The organism is Psychrobacter sp. Ps1 (assembly GCF_022129425.1).
In the GTDB taxonomy this organism is placed as follows: Bacteria; Pseudomonadota; Gammaproteobacteria; order Pseudomonadales; family Moraxellaceae; genus Psychrobacter.
In genome coordinates, this window is record NZ_JADQAN010000006.1 from 59,552 (window position 1) to 79,392 (window position 19,841).

Sequence of the window (19,841 nt, forward strand, 5' to 3'; positions counted from 1 at the left end):
TTATTTGGCTTGGTAATCAGCGCAGATAGCTAATATTTGAAAGTTCAGAAAATAGCCTGTAGGGTTTTTAGCATCGAAGTCTTTTGACTTAATGCCTTTTTGATAGTATTTATAGTAAAGCCAAAATTGCACGACCGAATATACATAATAGTACGATGTCTAACTCAGACAAATATATGAGATAACCAAGTAACGTTATTGGCATTGGTTGCGATGATTTCTAATAGAAAGCATGTCAACTGATAGCCATATACACAGAATTTTAATGACAGATATCAGCTTTTTTTGACGCTGATATCAGTTTTGTCAGTCAACATTAGGAAGATTATATGACAATGTTCAACACCATTAAGCGTGAATTTCAATATGGCAACCAGCAGGTTGTTATCGAGACAGGCCGCATTGCCCGTCAAGCAAACTCTATTTTAGTACACATGGGCGGCGTAACAGTATTAGTTGCAGCAGTCGTAAAATCAGAAGCTAAAGAAGGTCAAAACTTCTTTCCGCTAACGGTTAATTATCAAGAAAAAATGTATGCAGCGGGTAAAATCCCAGGCGCTTACGGCAAACGTGAAGGCCGTGCGAGCGAGTTTGAAACGCTGACCTCTCGCTTAATCGACCGTCCGATTCGTCCGTTATTTCCTGAAGGTTATGTAAACGAGATTCAAATTACTGCCACCGTTGTATCATCAGATAAAACGCAGTCTGCAGACATCGCTGCATTAATCGGTGCTTCAGCCGCATTGGCTATCTCTGATGCGCCATTCAATGGCCCTGTCGCTGCCGCTCGTGTTGGTTTTATTAACGGCGAATACGTACTAAACCCAACGACTGAGCAGCTTGAAACCAGTGATCTAGACTTGGTTGTAGCTGGTACTAAGTCTGCGGTATTAATGGTTGAATCTGAAGCGGCAGAGCTGTCAGAAGACCAGATGTTAGGTGCAGTATTGTACGGCCATCAGCAACAACAAATCGTCATTGATAATATTGCTTCAATGGCTGAAGAAATTGGTACTGCTAAGCAGCAATACTCTGCTCCTGAGCGTGATCAAGCACTTACCAGCAGCATGAAAGAGCAGTTCGGCGAGCAAGTTGCTGACGCTTATACCATTACTGATAAGCAAGCACGCTACACCAAACTTGATGAAATTAAGCAATCAATTATTGATGCACTTGCTGGTGATGCTGAGTCAGAGACTTATGCTGATACCGTATCTGAGCTTAAAGAAATCTATAACGACCTTAAATATCGTACCGTTCGTGACAATATCTTGTCAGGTAAGCCGCGTATCGATGGTCGTGACCCTGAGACAGTTCGTGCGCTTGACGTACAAGTTGGTGTACTGCCGTATACGCATGGTTCAGCACTGTTCACACGTGGTGAGACGCAGGCATTGGTTACTACCACACTTGGTAACAGCCGTGACGTCAACATGATTGACTCACTAGGTGGCACGATTCGTGACCATTTCATGCTGCATTATAACTTCCCGCATTTCTCAGTTGGTGAAACGGGCCGTGAAGGTATTCCAAAACGTCGTGAAATCGGCCATGGTCGTCTAGCACGCCGCGGTGTACAAGCGATGTTACCAGATAGTGAGCGTTTCCCGTATGTGATTCGTGTGGTATCAGAAATTACTGAATCTAACGGTTCATCTTCTATGGCTTCTGTTTGTGGCGCAAGTCTGGCATTGATGGACGCAGGCGTACCATTAAAAGCACCAGTTGCTGGTATCGCGATGGGTCTGGTTAAAGAAGGCGATCGTTTTGCTGTATTGTCAGATATCTTAGGTGATGAAGATCATCTAGGTGATATGGACTTTAAAGTAGCCGGTTCTAAAAATGGTATCACTGCACTTCAGATGGATATCAAAATCGAAGGTATTACACCTGACATCATGGAGCAAGCACTTAAACAAGCTCATGCAGGTCGTATCCATATCCTAGAAGCAATGAACCAAGTATTGCCTGAGAGCCGTACTGAAATCAATGCTCATGCACCAAACTACGCGGTTATCGAAATCAACCCGGACAAGATTCGTGACGTTATCGGTAAAGGCGGCGCAACTATCCGTCAGCTAACGGAAGAAACTGGCGCGGTTATCGATATCGATGATGCAGGTACTATCCGTATCTTTGGTGAAAACAAAGCAGCGACCAAGGCAGCTATCGGCAAAATCGAAGCACTAACTGCTGAAGTTGAAGTTGGTAAAACTTATGAAGGTACCGTTGCTCGTATCGTCGACTTCGGCGCATTTGTAAATGTCTTGCCAAACACTGATGGCCTAGTACATATTTCACAAATCGCAGAAGAGCGCGTAGAGAATGTATCAGACTACCTAAAAGAAGGTCAGATCGTTAAAGTACTCGTCCAAGACGTTGATAACCGTGGTCGTATCAAACTGACTATGAAAGGTGTTGAGCAGAACTAATACTCAATATCTGATGTGGTTTAAGTAATAAAAAACCGCCTTGAGATGCTCGTTATGAGTATTCAAGGCGGTTTTTTTATGTGTCTAAAAAGACGATGACTGGCTAGCTAAAAGGCCATTTATAAATCAATACTTTTAGGCAGATGTATATCGATACGAAGTTTTGGTAGGTCTTGTAAATACTCAGTTAGTAATGGCAAAGCATCAGCATGCCAGTCTAAAGGCAGGGCATCTGCTGTATTACTTTCATTGGATACGATATCACGTGGTTTGCCTGAGATAAGCGGCCGCGCAAGCAATGCAACTCTGCGTATACCTTGGTAACGTATAAGCGGCATTATTTGCTGTTGTAAATCAATCAAGGCAGCAGTCAGCCAACGTGTGCGCGTTGGATGATAGGGATGGTTTGATATCACGAGGTTGGCAATATAGTTTGGCTGGTTACCGTTACTACTGATACCAAGTCCGACTTGCTCACGTGTACGCTTATTAAGTAAGCAGCTACCAACATTCAGACTACCATCGCGGCACGCGCGATGATAGCGACTATAATTATCAGGAAATAGAGTTTTTGCTCGTGTGAGTACAGGATCTAAAACGACACCAGCATTGTTGACAGGTAAAACAAGCAACTGTGCATTGCTATTTAAAATAGAGGCATGTGTGAATTGCAAAATCGCCATCGTAAGCCTCTCTATAACCAAATCAAGTATACGGTTATTGAACCGTCGCTTTATTAGAGTCGTTTGCTTCTAACTGAGCAATTTGTTGTTCGAGTAGCGCAATTTGTTCTGCCTTCATATCAGTCAATTGCTTATTCATAGCCACTTGTTCAGCGGCTAACTTTTCTTGTTCGGCCAGTCGCTGACGTTCATCTTCTAAACGATCAATCTCTTCTTTCGCCAAGCTATCATTTTCTGGTAGCGGCGCATCTAATATAGCAGTAGGGTTCGGTATCGCTGTACTGTCATTATTTACTTCTCCAGAGTTTTCATCTATGAGCACACTATCTTTAATCACAAAGTCATCTGTTGTCTCAGATATATTGTCTGTTGTTGACTCTGTCGGCGTTTGCTCAGTTACTGGTGCCGAAGTGGCGTCATCTACAGGGAGTATGGACTGAGTGCCAGATCTTCCTACGATAAGGTAGACAACGACGATAAGTAACAATATGGAGATAAGTACTGCCAAAATTTTCTGACGTGATTTAGTCTGTTGTTTCTTAGAAGTGTGGGTTGATGAAGGCCGGATGTTGTCTGGTTTCATATTGTGATCGATTCATGTCAAGAATATAAGTAGCCATACTATAGCAAACTCAAAATAAAAAGCCCATCTATTGATAGATAGGCTTAATAGACCATTAAATAATAAAGTATTTAATCTAGTTTCAAGTGTAAGTGCTAGATAGCTAAGGCTTGAATTTTACAGTACCGCTGGTGCCAGTCGCCATCGCATCACGAGCTATTTGATCTTCTAAATGGTTCTTGGCACTAATGGCCTCAGAGTCGGGTCGGTGCTCTGTGTGTCCGCACTGAGTACATTCAATATACTCATCTGGGGCAGGAGTGACGATATTGACTTGCACCACAGCGTCCATTTCCTGACATTTCGGACAACGTACCCCTGCTAAAAATCGGCGCTTGGGACTAGATGATTGATAACGCATTTAAATGACCTCGCGCGTCGTTTGAGTATTTGCCGCATCAATATTTTTAACATCAGTGAAACCATTATGACGTAGCAAGGCATCGATACTGGCGCTACGACCACGGAAGTTTTCAAAGTTGGTCTTCGCTGGGAAACTGCCGCCAACAGATAAGATAGATTCACGGAACGCTTTGCCTGTCGCTGGGTTGAAAATACCGTCTTCTTCAAACTTACTAAACGCATCCGCTGATAGCAGTTCCGCCCATTTGTATGAGTAATAACCTGCAGCATAACCACCCGCGAAGATATGACTGAAACCATTAGCAAAGCGGTTATAGTCAGGTGTTTGCATAACGGAGATATCATGACGGACAGTATTGAGCGTCTCTAAAATACCATCGTAACTAAGTGCTGGCGTATGAGCATGAATGAGCAAATCAAATAGAGCAAACTCAATCTGACGCAGCGTTTGCATGCCGCTTTGAAAGTTTTTCACTGCTAATAGTGCGTCTAATTTGTCTTTAGGTAATGGCTCACCAGTCTCAACATGACTGCTGATAAGCGCGATACCTTCAGCGTCCCAAGCCCAATTTTCCATAAATTGACTAGGAAGCTCGACCGCATCCCATTCAACGCCATTGACACCAGCAACATCGCCGACCGTCACTTGGGTTAATAAATGATGTAAGCCATGACCGAATTCGTGGAATAAGGTTAATACTTCATCATGGGTCAATAAACTAGGTTTGCCATCAAGGGCCGGCGTAAAATTACCAACCATAAAGCAAACGGGCAGCTGCTGATGGTTCTGTTCTTCGTAGCTATAGCGAGATTGAAAACCACTCATCCATGCACCGCCACGCTTACCGCTACGTGCAAACAAGTCAAAGTAGAAACCACCGAGCAAGCGATCATCAGTATCGAATAACTGATAAAAACTCACATCGTCATGCCAGCGCGAGACTGAGTCACTTTCTGCATCTTTATAACTTTGCTCTTGTACTTTAATGCCGTATAGACGCTCAACGATAGTGAACAAACCATTAATCACTTTGGGTAATGGGAAATATGGACGAATCTCCTCTTGCGATAAGCTGAACTCACTTTGTTTTACTTTTTCAGCGATATAGGCGCTATCCCATGGTTGCAATTCGTCAATGCCATAATCGCTTGCGTATTTCTGTAGCTGTGCCAAATCTGCCTTGGCAGCAGGGGTTGCTTGCGTTGCTAAGTCACGTAAGAATGTTTCAACTTCTAAAACACTGTCTGCCATCTTGGTTGATAGCGATACTTCAGCATAATTTGCAAAACCAAGTAGCTTGGCTTTTTGCTCACGTAATGTAAGGATTTGACTCATATTGTTAGCGTTATTTAATGAGTTGCCTTTTGCATTGGTATGCGTATCAAACTCAGAGGCGCGTGTGACATAAGCATGATAAAGCGTCTCACGTAAGCTACGATCGTCCGCATGAGTCATGATCGCTAGATATACGGGGATATTTAAACTAGCCACATAGTAAGGAGTAGGAAGTGCATCTATATCTGTTTGACTCAGGGCACCGCTAGCAAGCTCACGTGCTTTGTATTGCTCGCCTGCATCTGCCAATAGGGCCAAACCACTCTCTGTTAAGCCTTTCAACTGAGAATCTTCTAAAGGCAGGGCAAATGCTTGCGTCGCATCCAAGATATTGTCCGAAAAGGTTGCAGATAAGGTAGATAACTCACTTTGGATAGCGGCAAATTTTTCTTGCTCAGCTTGAGGTAACGCAACGCCTGATAACTCAAAGCTACGTAATGCCAGTTCGATTGCACGTGCACGAGCAGGCTCTAATGTAGCAAAGAAATCTGTGTCATTGACGATAGCTTGATAGCGATTAAACAAAGGCTGATGCTGTCCCACTCGCGTACCGTAAGCAGATAGCTTTGGTAGCAGCTCATGGTGAACATGACGAATCTCATCATTGCTCATCACGCTATTGAGATGCGACAAAATACCCCAGCTACGATCTAATGCCAAATTAATATGGTCAAAGCTCATCACATCTGCCAAAGCTTGTTCAGCGCTTATTTTTTCAGCGCTGTCGCTTTCTATCGCGGTTAAGGTATCTAAAAAAGCATTGGCAGCGTCAATAGCAACAATCACTTGGTTCTGTAACGTATGTGGTGCAGTGTCGGTAAAATCGACAAGGCGTAAATCTAAAGGAGAAGGTGTCATATAGGTATCCGATATCAATGAATCATTATTAATCAAAACGAGAAAAGTCTGGCTACTATTGAAATATACAGTGTGTTCTTATTTTATATATAGATTATATAAAAGATGGGTTCGTTTGGTAAAAATACAACCTAAGCACTTTTATACGATTCAAGTAATTAGGACAGTGCTAGCAATCTGAAAGTAAATGTCGAGATTCTGGTACTTAGATTCAACTTCTCAAGATAATTATCTGAATATGCAGCTATGTTCGTTAAGGCAGTTCTTTAACAATATAGAGTGCTCTACTTACAAAGCGCTATCATTTGCTTGCAAATTAACCCTACAGGGAGTGGGGTATAGCTGTTAGCATCAAGATAATGGAATTTAAATATTATGCATCAATGAGATGCAAAAAAAACACGGATAGAAATTTCTACACTGATAAAAGTACATGAGTGAAGAGATACATAAAGTTGAAAATGAACGATAATAAAACAAGGAGCAATATATGAAAGCGACTCTTAAAAGTTTACGTGAAACTAAAGCGAATCCTGCAGTAAGTATCTTTGTTAAAACGCATCGTGAACATCCAGCCAATGAGCAAGATCCTATCGCTCTAAAAAACCAATTGAAAGTTGCCGAAGATCGTTTGACGAAAGAGTACGATAAACGCACAGCGACTACCATTCTAGATAATATTCAAAATAAAATAAATGAGCTCAATCACAATTATAACCTCGATACGTTGGCTATATTTGCTAGTACAGATGATGTGCAAGTTGTTCGTATGCCAATTGATACGACAGAACGTGTTGTAATCTCAGATAGATTTGCGACCCGAGATTTGGTACGTGATATGGCAAGTGCGGTTCATTATTATACGGTGGTCTTAACCCGTGACAATGCGCGTTTGATTGAAGCCTCTAATGACCGTGTTGTGAGAGAGTTCGATAAAGATGACGATGCACAAAACAACATGGAGAACATTCAATTCCCTGTCGAAAACAACGGACTATACACAACAGGTGACGGTGGCTCAGATCGTTCATCAAACAACGAAAGCAGTCACTTAAAAGAATTCTTTAACCAAGTTGATAAAAGTGTCCAAGAATTGTGGGGCGAGCATAAAATGCCTCTTGTCATAGTTGGTGATGCGAAAAATATTGGCTACTATAAAGAAGTCTGTGATCGTCCAGACAATATCATCGCTACAGTATCGAATGCGACCAATCTAGAAGACGGTAGTGCTCAGCATATCGTAGATAGCGTGCAAGAAGCCGTAGAAGAGTATCGTACATCGCTGCACAAAGCTGCATTGGGTGAAATCGATAAAGCTCGCGGTGCGAATATGTTGCAGACTGATTTGCAGGAAGTGTATCGCAGTGCTTTCCAAGGGGCTGGCGAGACGCTTTATGTACGCCGTGGTTATATACAATCCGCTAAGATTGACGAGAAAGCTCAGACTCTAAGTCCTGCCAATGATGCGACTACAGAAGGCATCACAGACGATGCAATCGGCGAAATCATCGAACACGTCATTCATAATGGCGGCGAAGCTGTATTTATGCCACAAGATATCATGGGTGAAGATCAACCAATAGCGCTAGTAACTCGCTACTAATCTGACGATGACACCTATGCGCGATGTTCATTTATGAATCAGCCATTTATGAATTAGCCATTAATAATACATAGGTGTACTATGAGAGCATTGGTTCAATACGAGCCAGTGCTCTTTTTATGTCTGTCATTACAATCACTATGGATGCTATCGTAGCTGAGCTATTGATCTTTACTCCATAAATAATGAGCGTACAACTAACCAAACTATGACTACCACCTCTTTTGTTTTAACCAGCTACAACATCCACAAAGGCATGTCACCGCTGAATCGCCAAGTGAAGATGCAAGGTATTGCTCAGGCGCTAGAGTCTGTGGGTTCAGACGTCTTGTGCCTGCAAGAAGTGCAAGGCCAAAACCTTAAACGCAATATGCAATACAACGAGTACCCAGATCAATCGCAGCATGAATGGTTCGGCGAATTTTTAGATTTGCAAAACAGTTACGGTAAAAACTCCGAATACGAAAACGGCCACCACGGCAATGCAGTATTGAGCCGCTTTCCGCTAGACCCCAAACACAATGTAAATATTACGGTTAATAAGCTTGAGCAGCGCGGTGTCTTGCACTGTGAGGTACAGCCTATCGGTTGGGAGATGCCAGTTGTCGTATTGTGTGCACATTTAAATTTATTTGAGCGTGATCGTATCAAGCAGTATCAAGCGATTAGTGATTATGTGCGAAATGAGATTGCGCCGAATCAACCGCTCATCTTGGCAGGCGATTTTAACGATTGGAAAAAGATGTCTTGTGACAAACTGGCGTCAGATCTCGGTATGATAGAAGCGTTCAAGCATTGTCATGGCAAGCTGTTGTCAACCTTTCCCGCAAAACTGCCAGTGCTTAGTTTAGATCGTATCTACGTGCGCAATTTGCTTGTGAAGGATGCTTGGGTACACACTGGAAAACCTTGGTCCTCGCTATCAGATCACCTGCCCATTAGTGCAGAACTGATGTTGCCCTAATACCTAACTATAATAATTCGTCTAAATGTATTATATTGGCAATCTATCGATATATGAACAATTGTCTTTATTGATCATATTATTAATTAACTATGTTCTCGATTGAAAGTGATATTAACAGTACAACGTTTCAATAAAATGAATAACAAGTACAGCCTAATAAACAAAATATAAGGATATTCTACGATGGCAACAACGTCTACTACTGATAATAATCAACAAGCTAACCACAATATACCTAAGACACAGCACGCCGTACTCATACGCGAGTTCGGTGAGCCTGAAGTAATGAAATATCAAGATGGTGCTGATGTCCCTGAGCTACAGGACGACCAAGTACTGGTAAAAATTGCCTATGCTGGGATTAACCCTGTCGATTATAAAACTCGCCAAGGTAAAGGCTGGGGTGCGGAAAACATTCGCAAAGACAAGTTTGAGAATGATCAGCCAGCTATTTTAGGGTTCGATGTATCAGGCGAAGTAGTCAGCAGTAATAGCGACGAGTTTGCTGTTGGCGATAGAGTAGCGGCCTTGACCTTTAGCGGTGGCGGCTATGCGCAATATGCAGCAGTAGATGCCAAGTTGCTCGCAAAAGTACCAAATAATGTCAGCTTAGAGCAGGCAGGTGCTTTGCCTTGTATCGGACAAACGGCACTACAATTTGTAGATTTTGCTGATATAAAAACAGGCGAGCATGTGGTGATTAATGCACCAGCAGGTGGTGTCGGTCATTTACTAATCCAATTGCTCATGAATAAGGTGGCACAAGATAACATCAAGGTGACGGTAATTTGCTCGCCAGAAAAGTACGCCAAGCTTGATGAGTTGATAGACGTATCTAAGCTGGCGGGTTGGATAGATTATACCAAAGATGAAGCGTTCCCTGACTTACAAGCTGACGTGCTGCTTGATTTAGTTGGTGACGAAGCAGGTGTCCGTGCGCTTAGCGTACTCAAATCAGGTGCCCGAGTGAATGTGTTGCCAACTATCTGGGTTGATAAGCTCAAAGAAGCCGGTCAGCAAAAAGACTTAGCAGTAGCAGGCTATAAAGCGCAGCGTAGTGGTCAAGATATGGCGCGTGTTTTACAGGAAGTAGCCGATGGTAAGCTAACTTTAAAAATTCAAAAAACTTATCCACTCTCAGAAGTTGTTGCAGCGCACCATGAGCTACAAAAAGGCGATGCTTTTGGCAAGATTGTCTTAGCGGCAGCTGAGTGAATGTCAAGATTGCCTAATTATTAGGTATTGTTTGATAGGATTTATTAGTAAGGGGATGTCTGTTGAAACCCAGTAAACTTAACTGATGACCTAACAAATCATACAAAAGTTTTATTTTGGACAACAGAACGTCCCTGTAGTCTTTGCTTATTTATCATAGGATAGAAAGCGAACGATACTAATAAAGGGAATAATATGACTATCAACAATAAGACCAGCAATGAAAAAACAGATGACCACATTGCTTATGAAGCAAAAGTACGTGCAGAGATAGAAGCATGGAAGAACCCTGATAAAGGGATTTTGGATAAGACGCTAGCAGTGCTTAATACCCCTGTGGTAGCCGCCGGTGATGCGCTGATGGAAGCTCCACAATTTGGTAATTCTCTAAAAAAAGCAACTGAGGAAACGATTACTGCTTTGAGTGATGCAGCCAACTGGACATTGGACACTCAAGGCATTATCGATAACTATCAAGAGACAGCAGATATTAATGACTCCTCTATTAAAACGCTGTCTGACATTAAACGTCTACCCATTGCTGTTGTAGATAAACAAGTTAAGCTTTTCAAAAGCAAATATGTAGCGCTAACCAGTGCGCAAGGGGTGACTACGGGGGTTGTAGGCTGGGCAGGTATCCCTGCTGATGTCGTTGGGCTTATTACAGCTAACCTACGAGCGATTGGAGAATATGCAACGTACTATGGCTTTGATATCAATGATGAAGGCGAACAGTTATTTGCTATGTCTTTGTTGGCTGTAGCAACTTCTGCCTCTGTTGAAGAGCGTAAAGCGGCGTTAGATGACACTCATGCGATGATTAAAGATCCAGAAACTCAAGCATTCAATCAGATTAATGAAGAAGTTATGTCTCGTGTACTGCGTCAGACAGCGACTAAAGTAGCCACTAACATCGTTAAGACAAAAGCGGCGCAAATCATTCCAGCGGTGGGTGCAGTAGTCGCAGGTGGTGTTAATGCTAGCTACACTGCCAATGTTTGTGAAGCTGCTTATCAGTGTTACCGTGAGCGTTTTTTGGACCGTCTCGTATAAACACTCAATGGCTCGTTAAGTCAGCGATAGTATCAAGATGTAAGCATATGCCGAAACGTTAGACTGATTCGCCCAGCATCGTCTATTTTTGTCTTAGTAATCGTATGTTTCCAAAAGGTTTGTGTATCACCATGCATTACAACGAGCTGGCCAGACTCAAGATAAAGTTCAACTTTGTCTTGAGTTTTTTTATGCTTAAAAACAAATTTGCGTGTGGCACCAAGCGACAAGGAGGCGATGACTGGTTGATGACCGAGCTCTTTTTCGTCATCGGCATGATAGCCCATACCATCAGCGCCAGAAGGATAGTAATTAAGCAGGCAGGTATTAGAATTGGCAGTTACGCCAACCTCTGCTAAAGCCTGTTCGATTTTCTGTTTCACGTGAAACACTACATCTGACCATGGAACAGTTTGCCGCACGTGTCCTGAATATTGATAGTCTGCATCTGTATCTCCCATCCAAACGATTTGCCGAGTAGTTATATGGGTCTTACCAAATAACGTCACGATGTCTGGCTGCCAAGGTAGCTCATTTAGTAGAGTATTATAAAGGGCAGTGGCATCGTCGATAATCACGCCTAGATCATTCACCTTACCATCATAGGGTAGTAAGTTATCCGTGGGTGCAGGAGCAAAGAGGTCAGTCATAATTCAGTCGTTATAAATCCTTATTTACTGCTTTGATAGTGCTCGTTGATAATTTGAGCACATAGTTCAGGCGCTTCCATTGGCAATAGATGACCATAATCTGACAGCGAAATAAGACTGCTATCTGGGACAAACTTTTTCCATTGCTTTCGTACTTTATCATTGATGAACAGGGTAGGCTTGCCTGTAATCAAGGTGTAGGGACAGCGTAGTTTCTTGAGCGCAGCATCGATATGAGGGGCGCCAAAATAATTGGCCAGCTCTTGTTCTGGTGCAAACATAAGCGTATAGCTACCATCTGCATTTTTGCTCAAGCTTTGCTCAGCAAACACTTGCAAATGCTCATCGCTGATACGCTTATAAGCACGCTGCGCACGTAGGCTCTCGTAATAACTATGGGTACTGGGCCAAGTAGATTGCTTAGTTAACGTACTTTTGAAAGGCTCGCGGCTCAGTAGGACAGAGCGTGGCAAAAGGTTATATAAGGTGGCTTGGTGTTTGGTAAATGTGACAGGCTCGATCAAGTATAACTGTGAAAATAGCTCTGGACGTTTGGCAGCTGCCATTGCTGTGGCCGTAGCGCCTTGCGAATGACCAATACCTACGACAGGCTTGTCTTGGGTATTTTCTAAAAATTCAATCAGCATGTCGGCATCTTGCTCGCGCGTCAGACGGCGGCTGTGCGGCTTATCATACCAGTAGCCACGTAGGGCAAGTGAGCTGATATCAAACTCAGTGGCTAGCTTACTTAATAGTGGCGTATAAGTACCAACAGTAAAACTATTACCACTATAAAAATGTGCTGGCGCGCGGGGAGTAGAGCTTGAATCTAGCGGCTGATTAAACTGGCTAAGGTCGTAGTAACGTGCCTGCTTTCCGCTAAGATTAATGCGGTTTGTGAATGCTTCCATAAAATAAACACTTCCTTGTGACTTATTTTGAGTGATTTTTTGTAGATTGTCTTCTTATGATTGCTCTTAATGAATCCTAGTTGTCTTCACCTAAGAAGCCACCACTTTGACGTTGCCACAGTCGAGCGTAGACACCGTTTAATGCTAATAGTTCATCATGACTACCCTGCTCGATGATACGGCCTTGATGCATAACGACCAGTCTATCCAATGCGGCAATAGTAGACAGGCGATGGGCGATAGCAATAACGGTCTTGCCAGTCATGATGTCATTTAAGCTTTCGGTAATGGCATATTCAATCTCAGAATCTAGCGCACTGGTCGCTTCATCCAAAAGTAAAATCGGCGCATTTTTTAGCATAACACGTGAGATAGCAATACGTTGACGTTGACCGCCAGATAGTTTGACTCCGCGTTCACCCACTTGGGTATCAAGTCCTGTATTGCCTTTATCATCGTACAGATCTTTGATGAAATCCCATGCCTGGGCTTGTTTGGCAGCGATCATAATCTCCGCGTCAGTAGCATCAGGACGACCATAGGCGATGTTTTCACGCACGGTGCGATGTAACAATGACGTATCTTGAGTCACCATACCAATCTGTTGACGCAACGATTCTTGCGTGACCGCATCGATAGCTTGACCATCAATTAGAATCTTACCGCTATCCACATCAAAGAAGCGTAGCAATAAATTAACTAGTGTTGATTTACCAGCACCTGAGCGCCCAACCAAACCAATCTTTTCACCCGGCTTAATATCTAAGTGGAAGTTGTCCAACAGTTTGATATATGAGTTAGGAGCGCGCTTAGCGATGTTGGTACTATCAATAGGCTCGCTAGTTTGGTCATTGTCTTCTTCGTCATTTTCATAACTGAAGTCAACGTGGTCGAACACGATACGCCCGTCCGTAACGGCTAGGGCTGGCGCATCAGGTTTATCAATGATTGTCTGCGGTGCTGACAACGTACGCATACCATCTTGAACTGTACCGATACTCTCAAACAAACTGGCTGTCTGCCACATAATCCAACGCGTCAAACCATTTAGACGTAACGCCATAGCAGTCGCAGCAGCAATAGCACCAACACCAACTGCGCCTTGTTGCCACAAGTACAATCCAATACCTGCCGTACTACTGACCAAGATCACGCTGATAAGATGGGTCGATACTTCTAAATAGCTGACCCAGCGCATCTGCGCATGTACTGTACCTAGAAATTGCCCCATGGCATTTTTGGCATAGCCAAGCTCACGACGCGAATGGCTAAATAGCTTTACGGTCATGATATTGGCATAAGCGTCCGTAATTCGTCCCGTCATCAAGGCACGGGCATCCGCTTGTACAATCGCTGTCTCTTTGAGTTTGGGGATAAAGTACCAAATGGTGATGGCAACCAAGACCAGCCAAATGACAAATGGAATAAGTAATAAGCTGTCTAAATTAAACAAAATCACCCCTGAGGTGATAAAGTAGACAGAGACATACATAAACATATCGGTGACAGTCATCACGGTATCGCGTACTGCTAGGGCTGTCTGCATTACCTTAGCTGAGACGCGACCCGAAAACTCGTCCTGATAAAACTGCATGGATTGCCCAAGCATTCGCTGATGAAAACGCCAGCGCATCTGCATAGGAAATACACCTTGCAAGGTCTGAAAGTGGATAAACGATGACAAGGCAATCCACAGTGGGCTAACTATCATGACAGCGAGCATGATGAGTAGCATATCGCCTTTTTCTACCCATAAGTTTTGCGGTGTATAAACGCCCAACCAATCGACGATATTACCTATCCAAGCAAACAGCATGGCCTCGTAAATACCGATACCAGCGGACAAAATCATAAAAATTAGTAGCCAGCCGCGTAAGCCATTGGTACATGCCCACAAAAACTTCAGCATGCCATCGCGAGGTGATGGCAATGGCATGGGTGTGTCTGGAAAGGCGGGTAGACGGTTTTCAAAAAAGCGAAATAAAGCATTCATAGGCAGTAATAAAACATCAATAGCAGTACGTCAAGATGAACGAGAGGACTCGTTATCTAGAATCTTTACTTTTGTGATTGGGATTAGGTGCTATTTTAGCAAAATTACTAATCATAGCTGCATGCTAATTGTAATTTGCTTAAGAATAGCTGTGTTTTTATAACCTTGGTCACAACAATAATAAATAGATTGCTGTGGAAAACATATTTTGTTACATTCTACATCCAAACTTATTCATGGTTTAAATATTGCTTTTATAACTATGATTTTATTGCAAATATCAACTGATTAGCAGGCATTTTATTTAATGGTCTTTATAAATAGATGAACAATAATAACTCAACATTGAAGTTCAAAAGGTAGCAGTGAATGATGTATTTAATAATAGCGGTGCTATGCAGTGTCGCCGTCTCCGTACTTTTGAAAATATTGCGCCAGAAAAATATAGATATTCGTCAGACCATCGTGGCAGGCTATCCTATGGCTTTTTTACTGACTTGGGTATTACTAAAACCTGATGTAGGTGCCATTCATGCGCTTGATAGCGCTTGGGGCATTATCATCGCGCTTGGGATACTATTACCTGCCGTATTTATTATTCTGGGACGGGCTATTGAAGCGGTGGGGATGGTAGCAACCGACGCGTCTCAGCGCTTATCACTTATCATTCCTATCGTAGCGGCTTTTTTGCTATTCGGTGAGGTGCTGACTGGTACACGTATACTTGGATTGGCGTTAGGATTTTTGGCATTAGGTGCGCTTGTCTATCGACCACAGCATAACGATATTACTCGGCAAGCAAAGCATACGCCACTGTGGTTATTCGGGGTATGGGCAGGCTACGGCATTATTGATATTTTGTTCAAACAAGTTGCCAAACAAGGAGCAGCTTTTCCATTGACTCTACTGGTTAGCTTCGGGGTAGCAGGTGTATTGCTTCTAATCTATTTACTTATCACACGGGTACGTTGGCAAAAACAAGCACTTATGACAGGACTGCTGCTTGGCGCATTAAACATGGGCAATATTTATGCTTATGTACGGGCACATCAAGTGCTGCATGATTCTCCTAGTATTGTTTTCACTGGTATGAATGTCGGCGTTATTGCCGTAGCGACATTGATTGGCGTAGGTGTATTTAAAGAGCAGTTGAACCGTATTAATATAATAGGATTAGTATTGGCAGTCTGCTGTGTAGGGGTACTGTTTTTGGCGTAATGCGCATTGTCTAAAAGTATTGGTTTCATGATTTTTTGGCTATATTGTCACGTATCCTATATAGGCATATAAATCATCCTATGATAAGGTTATCTACAAATAACACGGCTTGTATGGAATAAAAAAGCTTAGTTTATGATACTTAACTTAACCAATAAAAATAGGATGCAGGCTCAATGGAATACGATAAGCAATTACAGCGTATAAAAAATAGTTCAGGTTTTATTGCTGCTCTTGATCAAAGTGGCGGCAGCACACCGAAAGCGTTAGAGACTTATGGTGTTAGCAACGACGACTATGATAATGATGAGGCCATGTTTGATTTGGTTCATGAAATGCGTGCTCGTATCATGACGTGTGACTGTTTTGATAGCGAGCGTGTACTTGGTGCAATTTTATTTGAAGACACCATGGAGCGCGAAGTTAATGGTAAGTCGACGGCCAATTACCTATGGGAAGATAAAAATATCGTACCGTTTTTAAAGGTAGATAAAGGTCTGGCTGAGCAAATGAGCGGCGTGCAAGTTATGAAGCCGATTCCGAATCTGGATCTATTATTGGATAAAGCAAAAAACTATCCCGTATTCGGTACTAAAATGCGCTCAGTCATTTATGAGCCAAACGTCGATGGTATCGAGCTTGTGGTACAACAGCAGTTTGATGTGGCTAAGCAAATTATTTCAAAAGGTCTGATGCCTATCGTTGAGCCAGAGGTCAATATTGATAGCACTCAAAAGCATGAGTGCGAGTTACTGTTGAAGGCAGATATACTGCGCAATCTAGAACGCTTGAATGACGAACACCAAGTGATGCTCAAGCTAACATTGCCAGAAGAGGCAGGGTTTTATCAGGAGCTGATTGACCATCCTAAAGTGCTCAAAGTGGTGGCGTTATCTGGTGGCTATAGTCGTAGCGATGCTTGTGCCAAGCTCAAACAAAACCCAGGTATGATTGCGAGCTTCTCGCGTGCTTTTACCGAAGGCTTGAGTAAGCAACAAAGCGATAGTGAATTTGCTGAGACAATTAATGCTTCAATTGAAGAGATTTATCAGGCGTCGAAAGTGTAAACATAGTAAATGAAAATTCGCACATAAATTATGAGTAAATAAGCCAAAAAAGCCCTACTAGATAAGTGTGCAAATACTTAAATAGTAGGGCTTTTCTTATTTGAAAAGTATCGGTTATTAACCCTACACCTCTTTATATAACTGGCGTCCTTCGTTGTTATATTTTTTAGTCATCTCCGCCATGCCTTGACGAATTTCCTCAGCAGTGGCTTCACCAACTTGTCCAACGAGCTCTGTATCTACCTCTTTGATTAGATGACCAGCGTCAGTTAAGTCGCCTGTTTGCGGCGTTACTTTTTGGTTGGCAGCATCTTTATCTAGTCCTGCTGCATATTCACGGACGTTTTGAGTGATTTTCATTGAACAAAACTTAGGGCCACACATGGAGCAAAAGTGTGCCGATTTGTGTGCGTCTTTTGGCAACGTCTCATCATGATATTCACGTGCAGTATCAGGATCGAGTGCTAGATTGAACTGATCATCCCAGCGGAATTCGAAACGTGCTTTAGATAATGCGTTATCACGTGCCTGTGCTCCTGGATGACCTTTAGCAAGGTCAGCAGCGTGTGCAGCGATTTTATAAGTGATAATGCCGTCTTTGACGTCTTTTTTGTTTGGCAGACCCAAGTGTTCTTTTGGCGTGACATAGCACAGCATCGCTGTACCAAACCATCCAATCATTGCAGCTCCGATGGCACTAGTGATATGGTCATAGCCTGGAGCGATGTCTGTCGTTAATGGCCCCAAAGTATAGAAAGGCGCGTCAGCACATAGCTCAAGCTGCAAGTCCATGTTTTCTTTAATGCGGTTCATCGCGACGTGTCCAGGGCCTTCGATCATCACCTGTACATCGTGTTCCCATGCCACTTTAGTCAATTCACCAAGCGTACGTAGCTCGCCAAACTGCGCTTCATCATTGGCATCTTGCAAACAACCAGGACGTAGGCCATCACCTAGACTAAATGCTACATCGTACTGTTTCATAATCTCGCAGATATCTTCGAAATGCGTGTATAAAAAGCTTTCTTTGTGATGGGCTAGACACCACTGAGCCATGATAGAACCACCACGTGAGACGATACCTGTCAGACGCTTTGCGGTGAGCGGTACATAGCGTAATAGTACGCCGGCGTGAATGGTAAAGTAATCGACGCCTTGCTCTGCTTGCTCAATCAACGTATCACGGAATATCTCCCATGTAAGGTCTTCAGCGACGCCATCGACTTTTTCTAGGGCTTGATAAATCGGTACCGTACCAATCGGCACAGGAGAGTTACGGATTAGCCATTCACGGGTTTCATGAATATGATTGCCCGTTGATAAATCCATAATAGTATCCGCACCCCAACGTGTTGCCCACGTCATTTTAGATACTTCTTCATCGATAGACGAGCCCAACGCTGAGTTACCGATATTGGCATTGATTTTCACCAAGAAATTGCGCCCGATGATCATCGGCTCAGACTCAGGGTGGTTGATGTTGTTTGGGATAATAGCGCGTCCAGCCGCCACTTCATCACGAACAAATTCAGGGGTAATGATTTGAGGCGTATTGGCACCGAAGCTTTCGCCATCGTGTTGACGCATATCGGTCAGTTCATGCTGCTTTTGCGTTTCGCGTATGGCGATATATTCCATCTCAGGAGTGATGATGCCACGGCGTGCATAGTACATTTGCGTGACGTTCTGTCCTGCTTTGGCGCGACGCGGTTTATCAATATGAGCAAATCTAAGGTTGGCAGTGCTGATATCGCGAGCACGTGCTTGTCCGTATGAGCTAGATAGGCCGCTTAATTGCTCGGTATCATTGCGTTCTGCGATCCAGTTCTCACGCAATTTTGGCAATCCACGTGTAAGGTCGATATCGACATTAGGGTCGGTATATACACCTGAGGTGTCATACACATAAAACGGCGGATTATGCTCACCGTCTTTATCTCCAGTACCGCCAACAGGCGTATCAGCCAAGCTGATTTCACGCATCGGTACTTGGATGTCAGGTCTTGAGCCTTCGATATAGACTTTTCTTGAGGCAGGTAAAATACGGTGCAAGTCGCGCGCATCTTCTTCGAAACGGGCATCACTTGCGGCACGGTGAGCAGGGGTTTTTAGCGCATCTGCTTTCTTATCTGCTTTGACGTTATTAGTGTCAGCAGCATTAGAAGCAAGCGTTGAGTTGTCGGCTGGGTTATGCGTTTGGGCTTTCGGTGCAATTGAAGTAGTGTCTGCAGTAGTCATATGCTGTCCTAGCGTGTTGGTTTTTGAATAAAATCAACACCGCCAGTATCTGCGGGGGTAGGCATCCATCATCTAGACAAGTTTATATCATGAACCCACAACTTCGACCAAAAAGTATCGTCGCGCATGGTGCTCATCAAATATTGGACGCAGCTTGATATCCTCTCTTCTTATCCGGTTATGCATCACGCATATTAAGACAGTAGTGACGATAAAAATGTATTTCTACGCGCCCTTTGTCGTAAATAACAAAGTGCTTAAGACTTCCCTGCGTCGGTACTAACCGCATCAGGTTCGGCGGGTGATCTCTCAGCGAATGTATTAAGGCGACTACTTTAATAAAGTAAGTTTAATAAAGTGAGCCAAAAATACACCGCACCCCGAGTCTGTCAGTGTTGTAAATCAGCCTTCATACTAACAAAATTCTGTACCAACGGCTAATAGTATTTGGATACAAATATTCCGTGTCACACATACAGTTCCATATTTTCGTGAATAATTTTTTGAGTGTTAATAGATGAGGGTGCTTAGTATTGCTAGGTTGTAGACGAATTATTCAAATATTATGTAAAGCGAATGAAGGATTCTAGAAGTTGTCATTAAACTGTCATAAAGATTTGGCAAGATAACAC

At 43.0% G+C, this 19,841-nt stretch carries 15 protein-coding genes and 1 riboswitch; of the genes, 7 read left to right on the forward strand and 8 right to left on the reverse strand.

Annotation, left to right across the window (positions count from 1 at the left end; translation table 11 throughout):
* Nucleotides 1-329: 329 nt before the first annotated feature.
* Nucleotides 330-2,432 (forward strand): polyribonucleotide nucleotidyltransferase, encoded by a 2,103-nt coding sequence (gene pnp, locus I3249_RS04415; RefSeq protein ID WP_238068818.1) that lies wholly within the window; start codon nt 330-332, stop codon nt 2,430-2,432.
* A gap of 119 nt (nt 2,433-2,551) precedes the next feature.
* On the opposite strand, the gene I3249_RS04420 is transcribed toward pnp, so the two are convergent.
* From I3249_RS04420 to I3249_RS04435, 4 genes are all read right to left on the reverse strand, one after another.
* Nucleotides 2,552-3,115 carry a hypothetical protein gene (locus tag I3249_RS04420; protein WP_238068820.1) on the reverse strand — a complete coding sequence of 188 codons (564 nt, stop codon included), beginning with the start codon at nt 3,113-3,115 and terminating at the stop codon, nt 2,552-2,554.
* Between the two features lie 34 nt (nt 3,116-3,149).
* Nucleotides 3,150-3,698 (reverse strand): hypothetical protein, encoded by a 549-nt coding sequence (locus tag I3249_RS04425; RefSeq protein WP_238068823.1) that lies wholly within the window; start codon nt 3,696-3,698, stop codon nt 3,150-3,152.
* 142 nt (nt 3,699-3,840) lie between these two features.
* Nucleotides 3,841-4,098 carry a YheV family putative metal-binding protein gene (locus tag I3249_RS04430; protein WP_238068825.1) on the reverse strand — a complete coding sequence of 86 codons (258 nt, stop codon included), beginning with the start codon at nt 4,096-4,098 and terminating at the stop codon, nt 3,841-3,843.
* Nucleotides 4,099-6,294 (reverse strand): M3 family metallopeptidase, encoded by a 2,196-nt coding sequence (locus tag I3249_RS04435; RefSeq protein ID WP_238068827.1) that lies wholly within the window; start codon nt 6,292-6,294, stop codon nt 4,099-4,101.
* Between the two features lie 490 nt (nt 6,295-6,784).
* Here I3249_RS04435 and I3249_RS04440 point away from each other — a divergent pair, with 490 nt between their 5' ends.
* The 4 genes from I3249_RS04440 (at nt 6,785) to I3249_RS04455 (ending at nt 11,132) form a co-directional block, all read left to right on the forward strand.
* Nucleotides 6,785-7,897: a hypothetical protein gene (locus I3249_RS04440; protein ID WP_238068829.1), complete on the forward strand. Its 1,113-nt coding sequence runs from the start codon at nt 6,785-6,787 to the stop codon at nt 7,895-7,897.
* A gap of 208 nt (nt 7,898-8,105) precedes the next feature.
* Nucleotides 8,106-8,861 carry an endonuclease/exonuclease/phosphatase family protein gene (locus I3249_RS04445; RefSeq protein ID WP_238068831.1) on the forward strand — a complete coding sequence of 252 codons (756 nt, stop codon included), beginning with the start codon at nt 8,106-8,108 and terminating at the stop codon, nt 8,859-8,861.
* 186 nt (nt 8,862-9,047) lie between these two features.
* Nucleotides 9,048-10,079, forward strand: coding sequence for an NADP-dependent oxidoreductase (locus I3249_RS04450; RefSeq protein ID WP_238068832.1), 1,032 nt, complete (start codon nt 9,048-9,050; stop codon nt 10,077-10,079).
* A gap of 195 nt (nt 10,080-10,274) precedes the next feature.
* On the forward strand, nt 10,275-11,132 hold the full coding sequence (locus I3249_RS04455; RefSeq protein WP_238068833.1) for an EcsC family protein: 858 nt from the start codon (nt 10,275-10,277) through the stop codon (nt 11,130-11,132).
* A 32-nt stretch (nt 11,133-11,164) separates the two neighbouring features.
* On the opposite strand, the gene I3249_RS04460 is transcribed toward I3249_RS04455, so the two are convergent.
* The 3 genes from I3249_RS04460 to I3249_RS04470 all read right to left on the reverse strand — a co-directional run bounded on the left by I3249_RS04460 (nt 11,165) and on the right by I3249_RS04470 (nt 14,686).
* The gene (locus I3249_RS04460; protein ID WP_238068834.1) at nt 11,165-11,782 is read right to left on the reverse strand and encodes an alpha-ketoglutarate-dependent dioxygenase AlkB; all 618 of its coding nucleotides are present in this window, start codon (nt 11,780-11,782) and stop codon (nt 11,165-11,167) included.
* 20 nt (nt 11,783-11,802) lie between these two features.
* On the reverse strand, nt 11,803-12,693 hold the full coding sequence (locus tag I3249_RS04465) for an alpha/beta hydrolase (protein WP_238068835.1): 891 nt from the start codon (nt 12,691-12,693) through the stop codon (nt 11,803-11,805).
* Nucleotides 12,694-12,769: 76 nt separating this feature from the next.
* Nucleotides 12,770-14,686 (reverse strand): ABC transporter ATP-binding protein, encoded by a 1,917-nt coding sequence (locus I3249_RS04470; RefSeq protein ID WP_238068837.1) that lies wholly within the window; start codon nt 14,684-14,686, stop codon nt 12,770-12,772.
* Nucleotides 14,687-15,055: 369 nt separating this feature from the next.
* On the opposite strand from I3249_RS04470, the gene I3249_RS04475 reads away from it, so the two are divergent.
* Both I3249_RS04475 and I3249_RS04480 read left to right on the forward strand, forming a co-directional pair.
* Complete coding sequence (locus I3249_RS04475) at nt 15,056-15,904, forward strand: EamA/RhaT family transporter (RefSeq protein WP_238068838.1); 849 nt, start codon at nt 15,056-15,058, stop codon at nt 15,902-15,904.
* Between the two features lie 176 nt (nt 15,905-16,080).
* Nucleotides 16,081-16,971 carry a fructose bisphosphate aldolase gene (locus I3249_RS04480; RefSeq protein ID WP_238068840.1) on the forward strand — a complete coding sequence of 297 codons (891 nt, stop codon included), beginning with the start codon at nt 16,081-16,083 and terminating at the stop codon, nt 16,969-16,971.
* A 123-nt stretch (nt 16,972-17,094) separates the two neighbouring features.
* Here I3249_RS04480 and thiC read toward each other — a convergent pair whose 3' ends face one another.
* Nucleotides 17,095-19,209, reverse strand: coding sequence for a phosphomethylpyrimidine synthase ThiC (gene thiC / locus I3249_RS04485; RefSeq protein WP_238068841.1), 2,115 nt, complete (start codon nt 19,207-19,209; stop codon nt 17,095-17,097).
* 248 nt (nt 19,210-19,457) lie between these two features.
* A riboswitch (TPP riboswitch) is annotated at nt 19,458-19,602 on the reverse strand.
* Nucleotides 19,603-19,841 lie beyond the last annotated feature (239 nt).

Bases quoted from the DNA above. Each gene is read 5' to 3' on its own strand.
- pnp (WP_238068818.1), top strand. From the start codon at position 330: ATGACAATGTTCAACACCATTAAGCGTGAATTTCAATATGGCAACCAG.
- I3249_RS04420 (WP_238068820.1), bottom strand. From the start codon at position 3,115: ATGGCGATTTTGCAATTCACACATGCCTCTATTTTAAATAGCAATGCA.
- I3249_RS04425 (WP_238068823.1), bottom strand. From the start codon at position 3,698: ATGAAACCAGACAACATCCGGCCTTCATCAACCCACACTTCTAAGAAA.
- I3249_RS04430 (WP_238068825.1), bottom strand. From the start codon at position 4,098: ATGCGTTATCAATCATCTAGTCCCAAGCGCCGATTTTTAGCAGGGGTA.
- I3249_RS04435 (WP_238068827.1), bottom strand. From the start codon at position 6,294: ATGACACCTTCTCCTTTAGATTTACGCCTTGTCGATTTTACCGACACT.
- I3249_RS04440 (WP_238068829.1), top strand. From the start codon at position 6,785: ATGAAAGCGACTCTTAAAAGTTTACGTGAAACTAAAGCGAATCCTGCA.
- I3249_RS04445 (WP_238068831.1), top strand. From the start codon at position 8,106: ATGACTACCACCTCTTTTGTTTTAACCAGCTACAACATCCACAAAGGC.
- I3249_RS04450 (WP_238068832.1), top strand. From the start codon at position 9,048: ATGGCAACAACGTCTACTACTGATAATAATCAACAAGCTAACCACAAT.
- I3249_RS04455 (WP_238068833.1), top strand. From the start codon at position 10,275: ATGACTATCAACAATAAGACCAGCAATGAAAAAACAGATGACCACATT.
- I3249_RS04460 (WP_238068834.1), bottom strand. From the start codon at position 11,782: ATGACTGACCTCTTTGCTCCTGCACCCACGGATAACTTACTACCCTAT.
- I3249_RS04465 (WP_238068835.1), bottom strand. From the start codon at position 12,693: ATGGAAGCATTCACAAACCGCATTAATCTTAGCGGAAAGCAGGCACGT.
- I3249_RS04470 (WP_238068837.1), bottom strand. From the start codon at position 14,686: ATGAATGCTTTATTTCGCTTTTTTGAAAACCGTCTACCCGCCTTTCCA.
- I3249_RS04475 (WP_238068838.1), top strand. From the start codon at position 15,056: ATGATGTATTTAATAATAGCGGTGCTATGCAGTGTCGCCGTCTCCGTA.
- I3249_RS04480 (WP_238068840.1), top strand. From the start codon at position 16,081: ATGGAATACGATAAGCAATTACAGCGTATAAAAAATAGTTCAGGTTTT.
- thiC (WP_238068841.1), bottom strand. From the start codon at position 19,209: ATGACTACTGCAGACACTACTTCAATTGCACCGAAAGCCCAAACGCAT.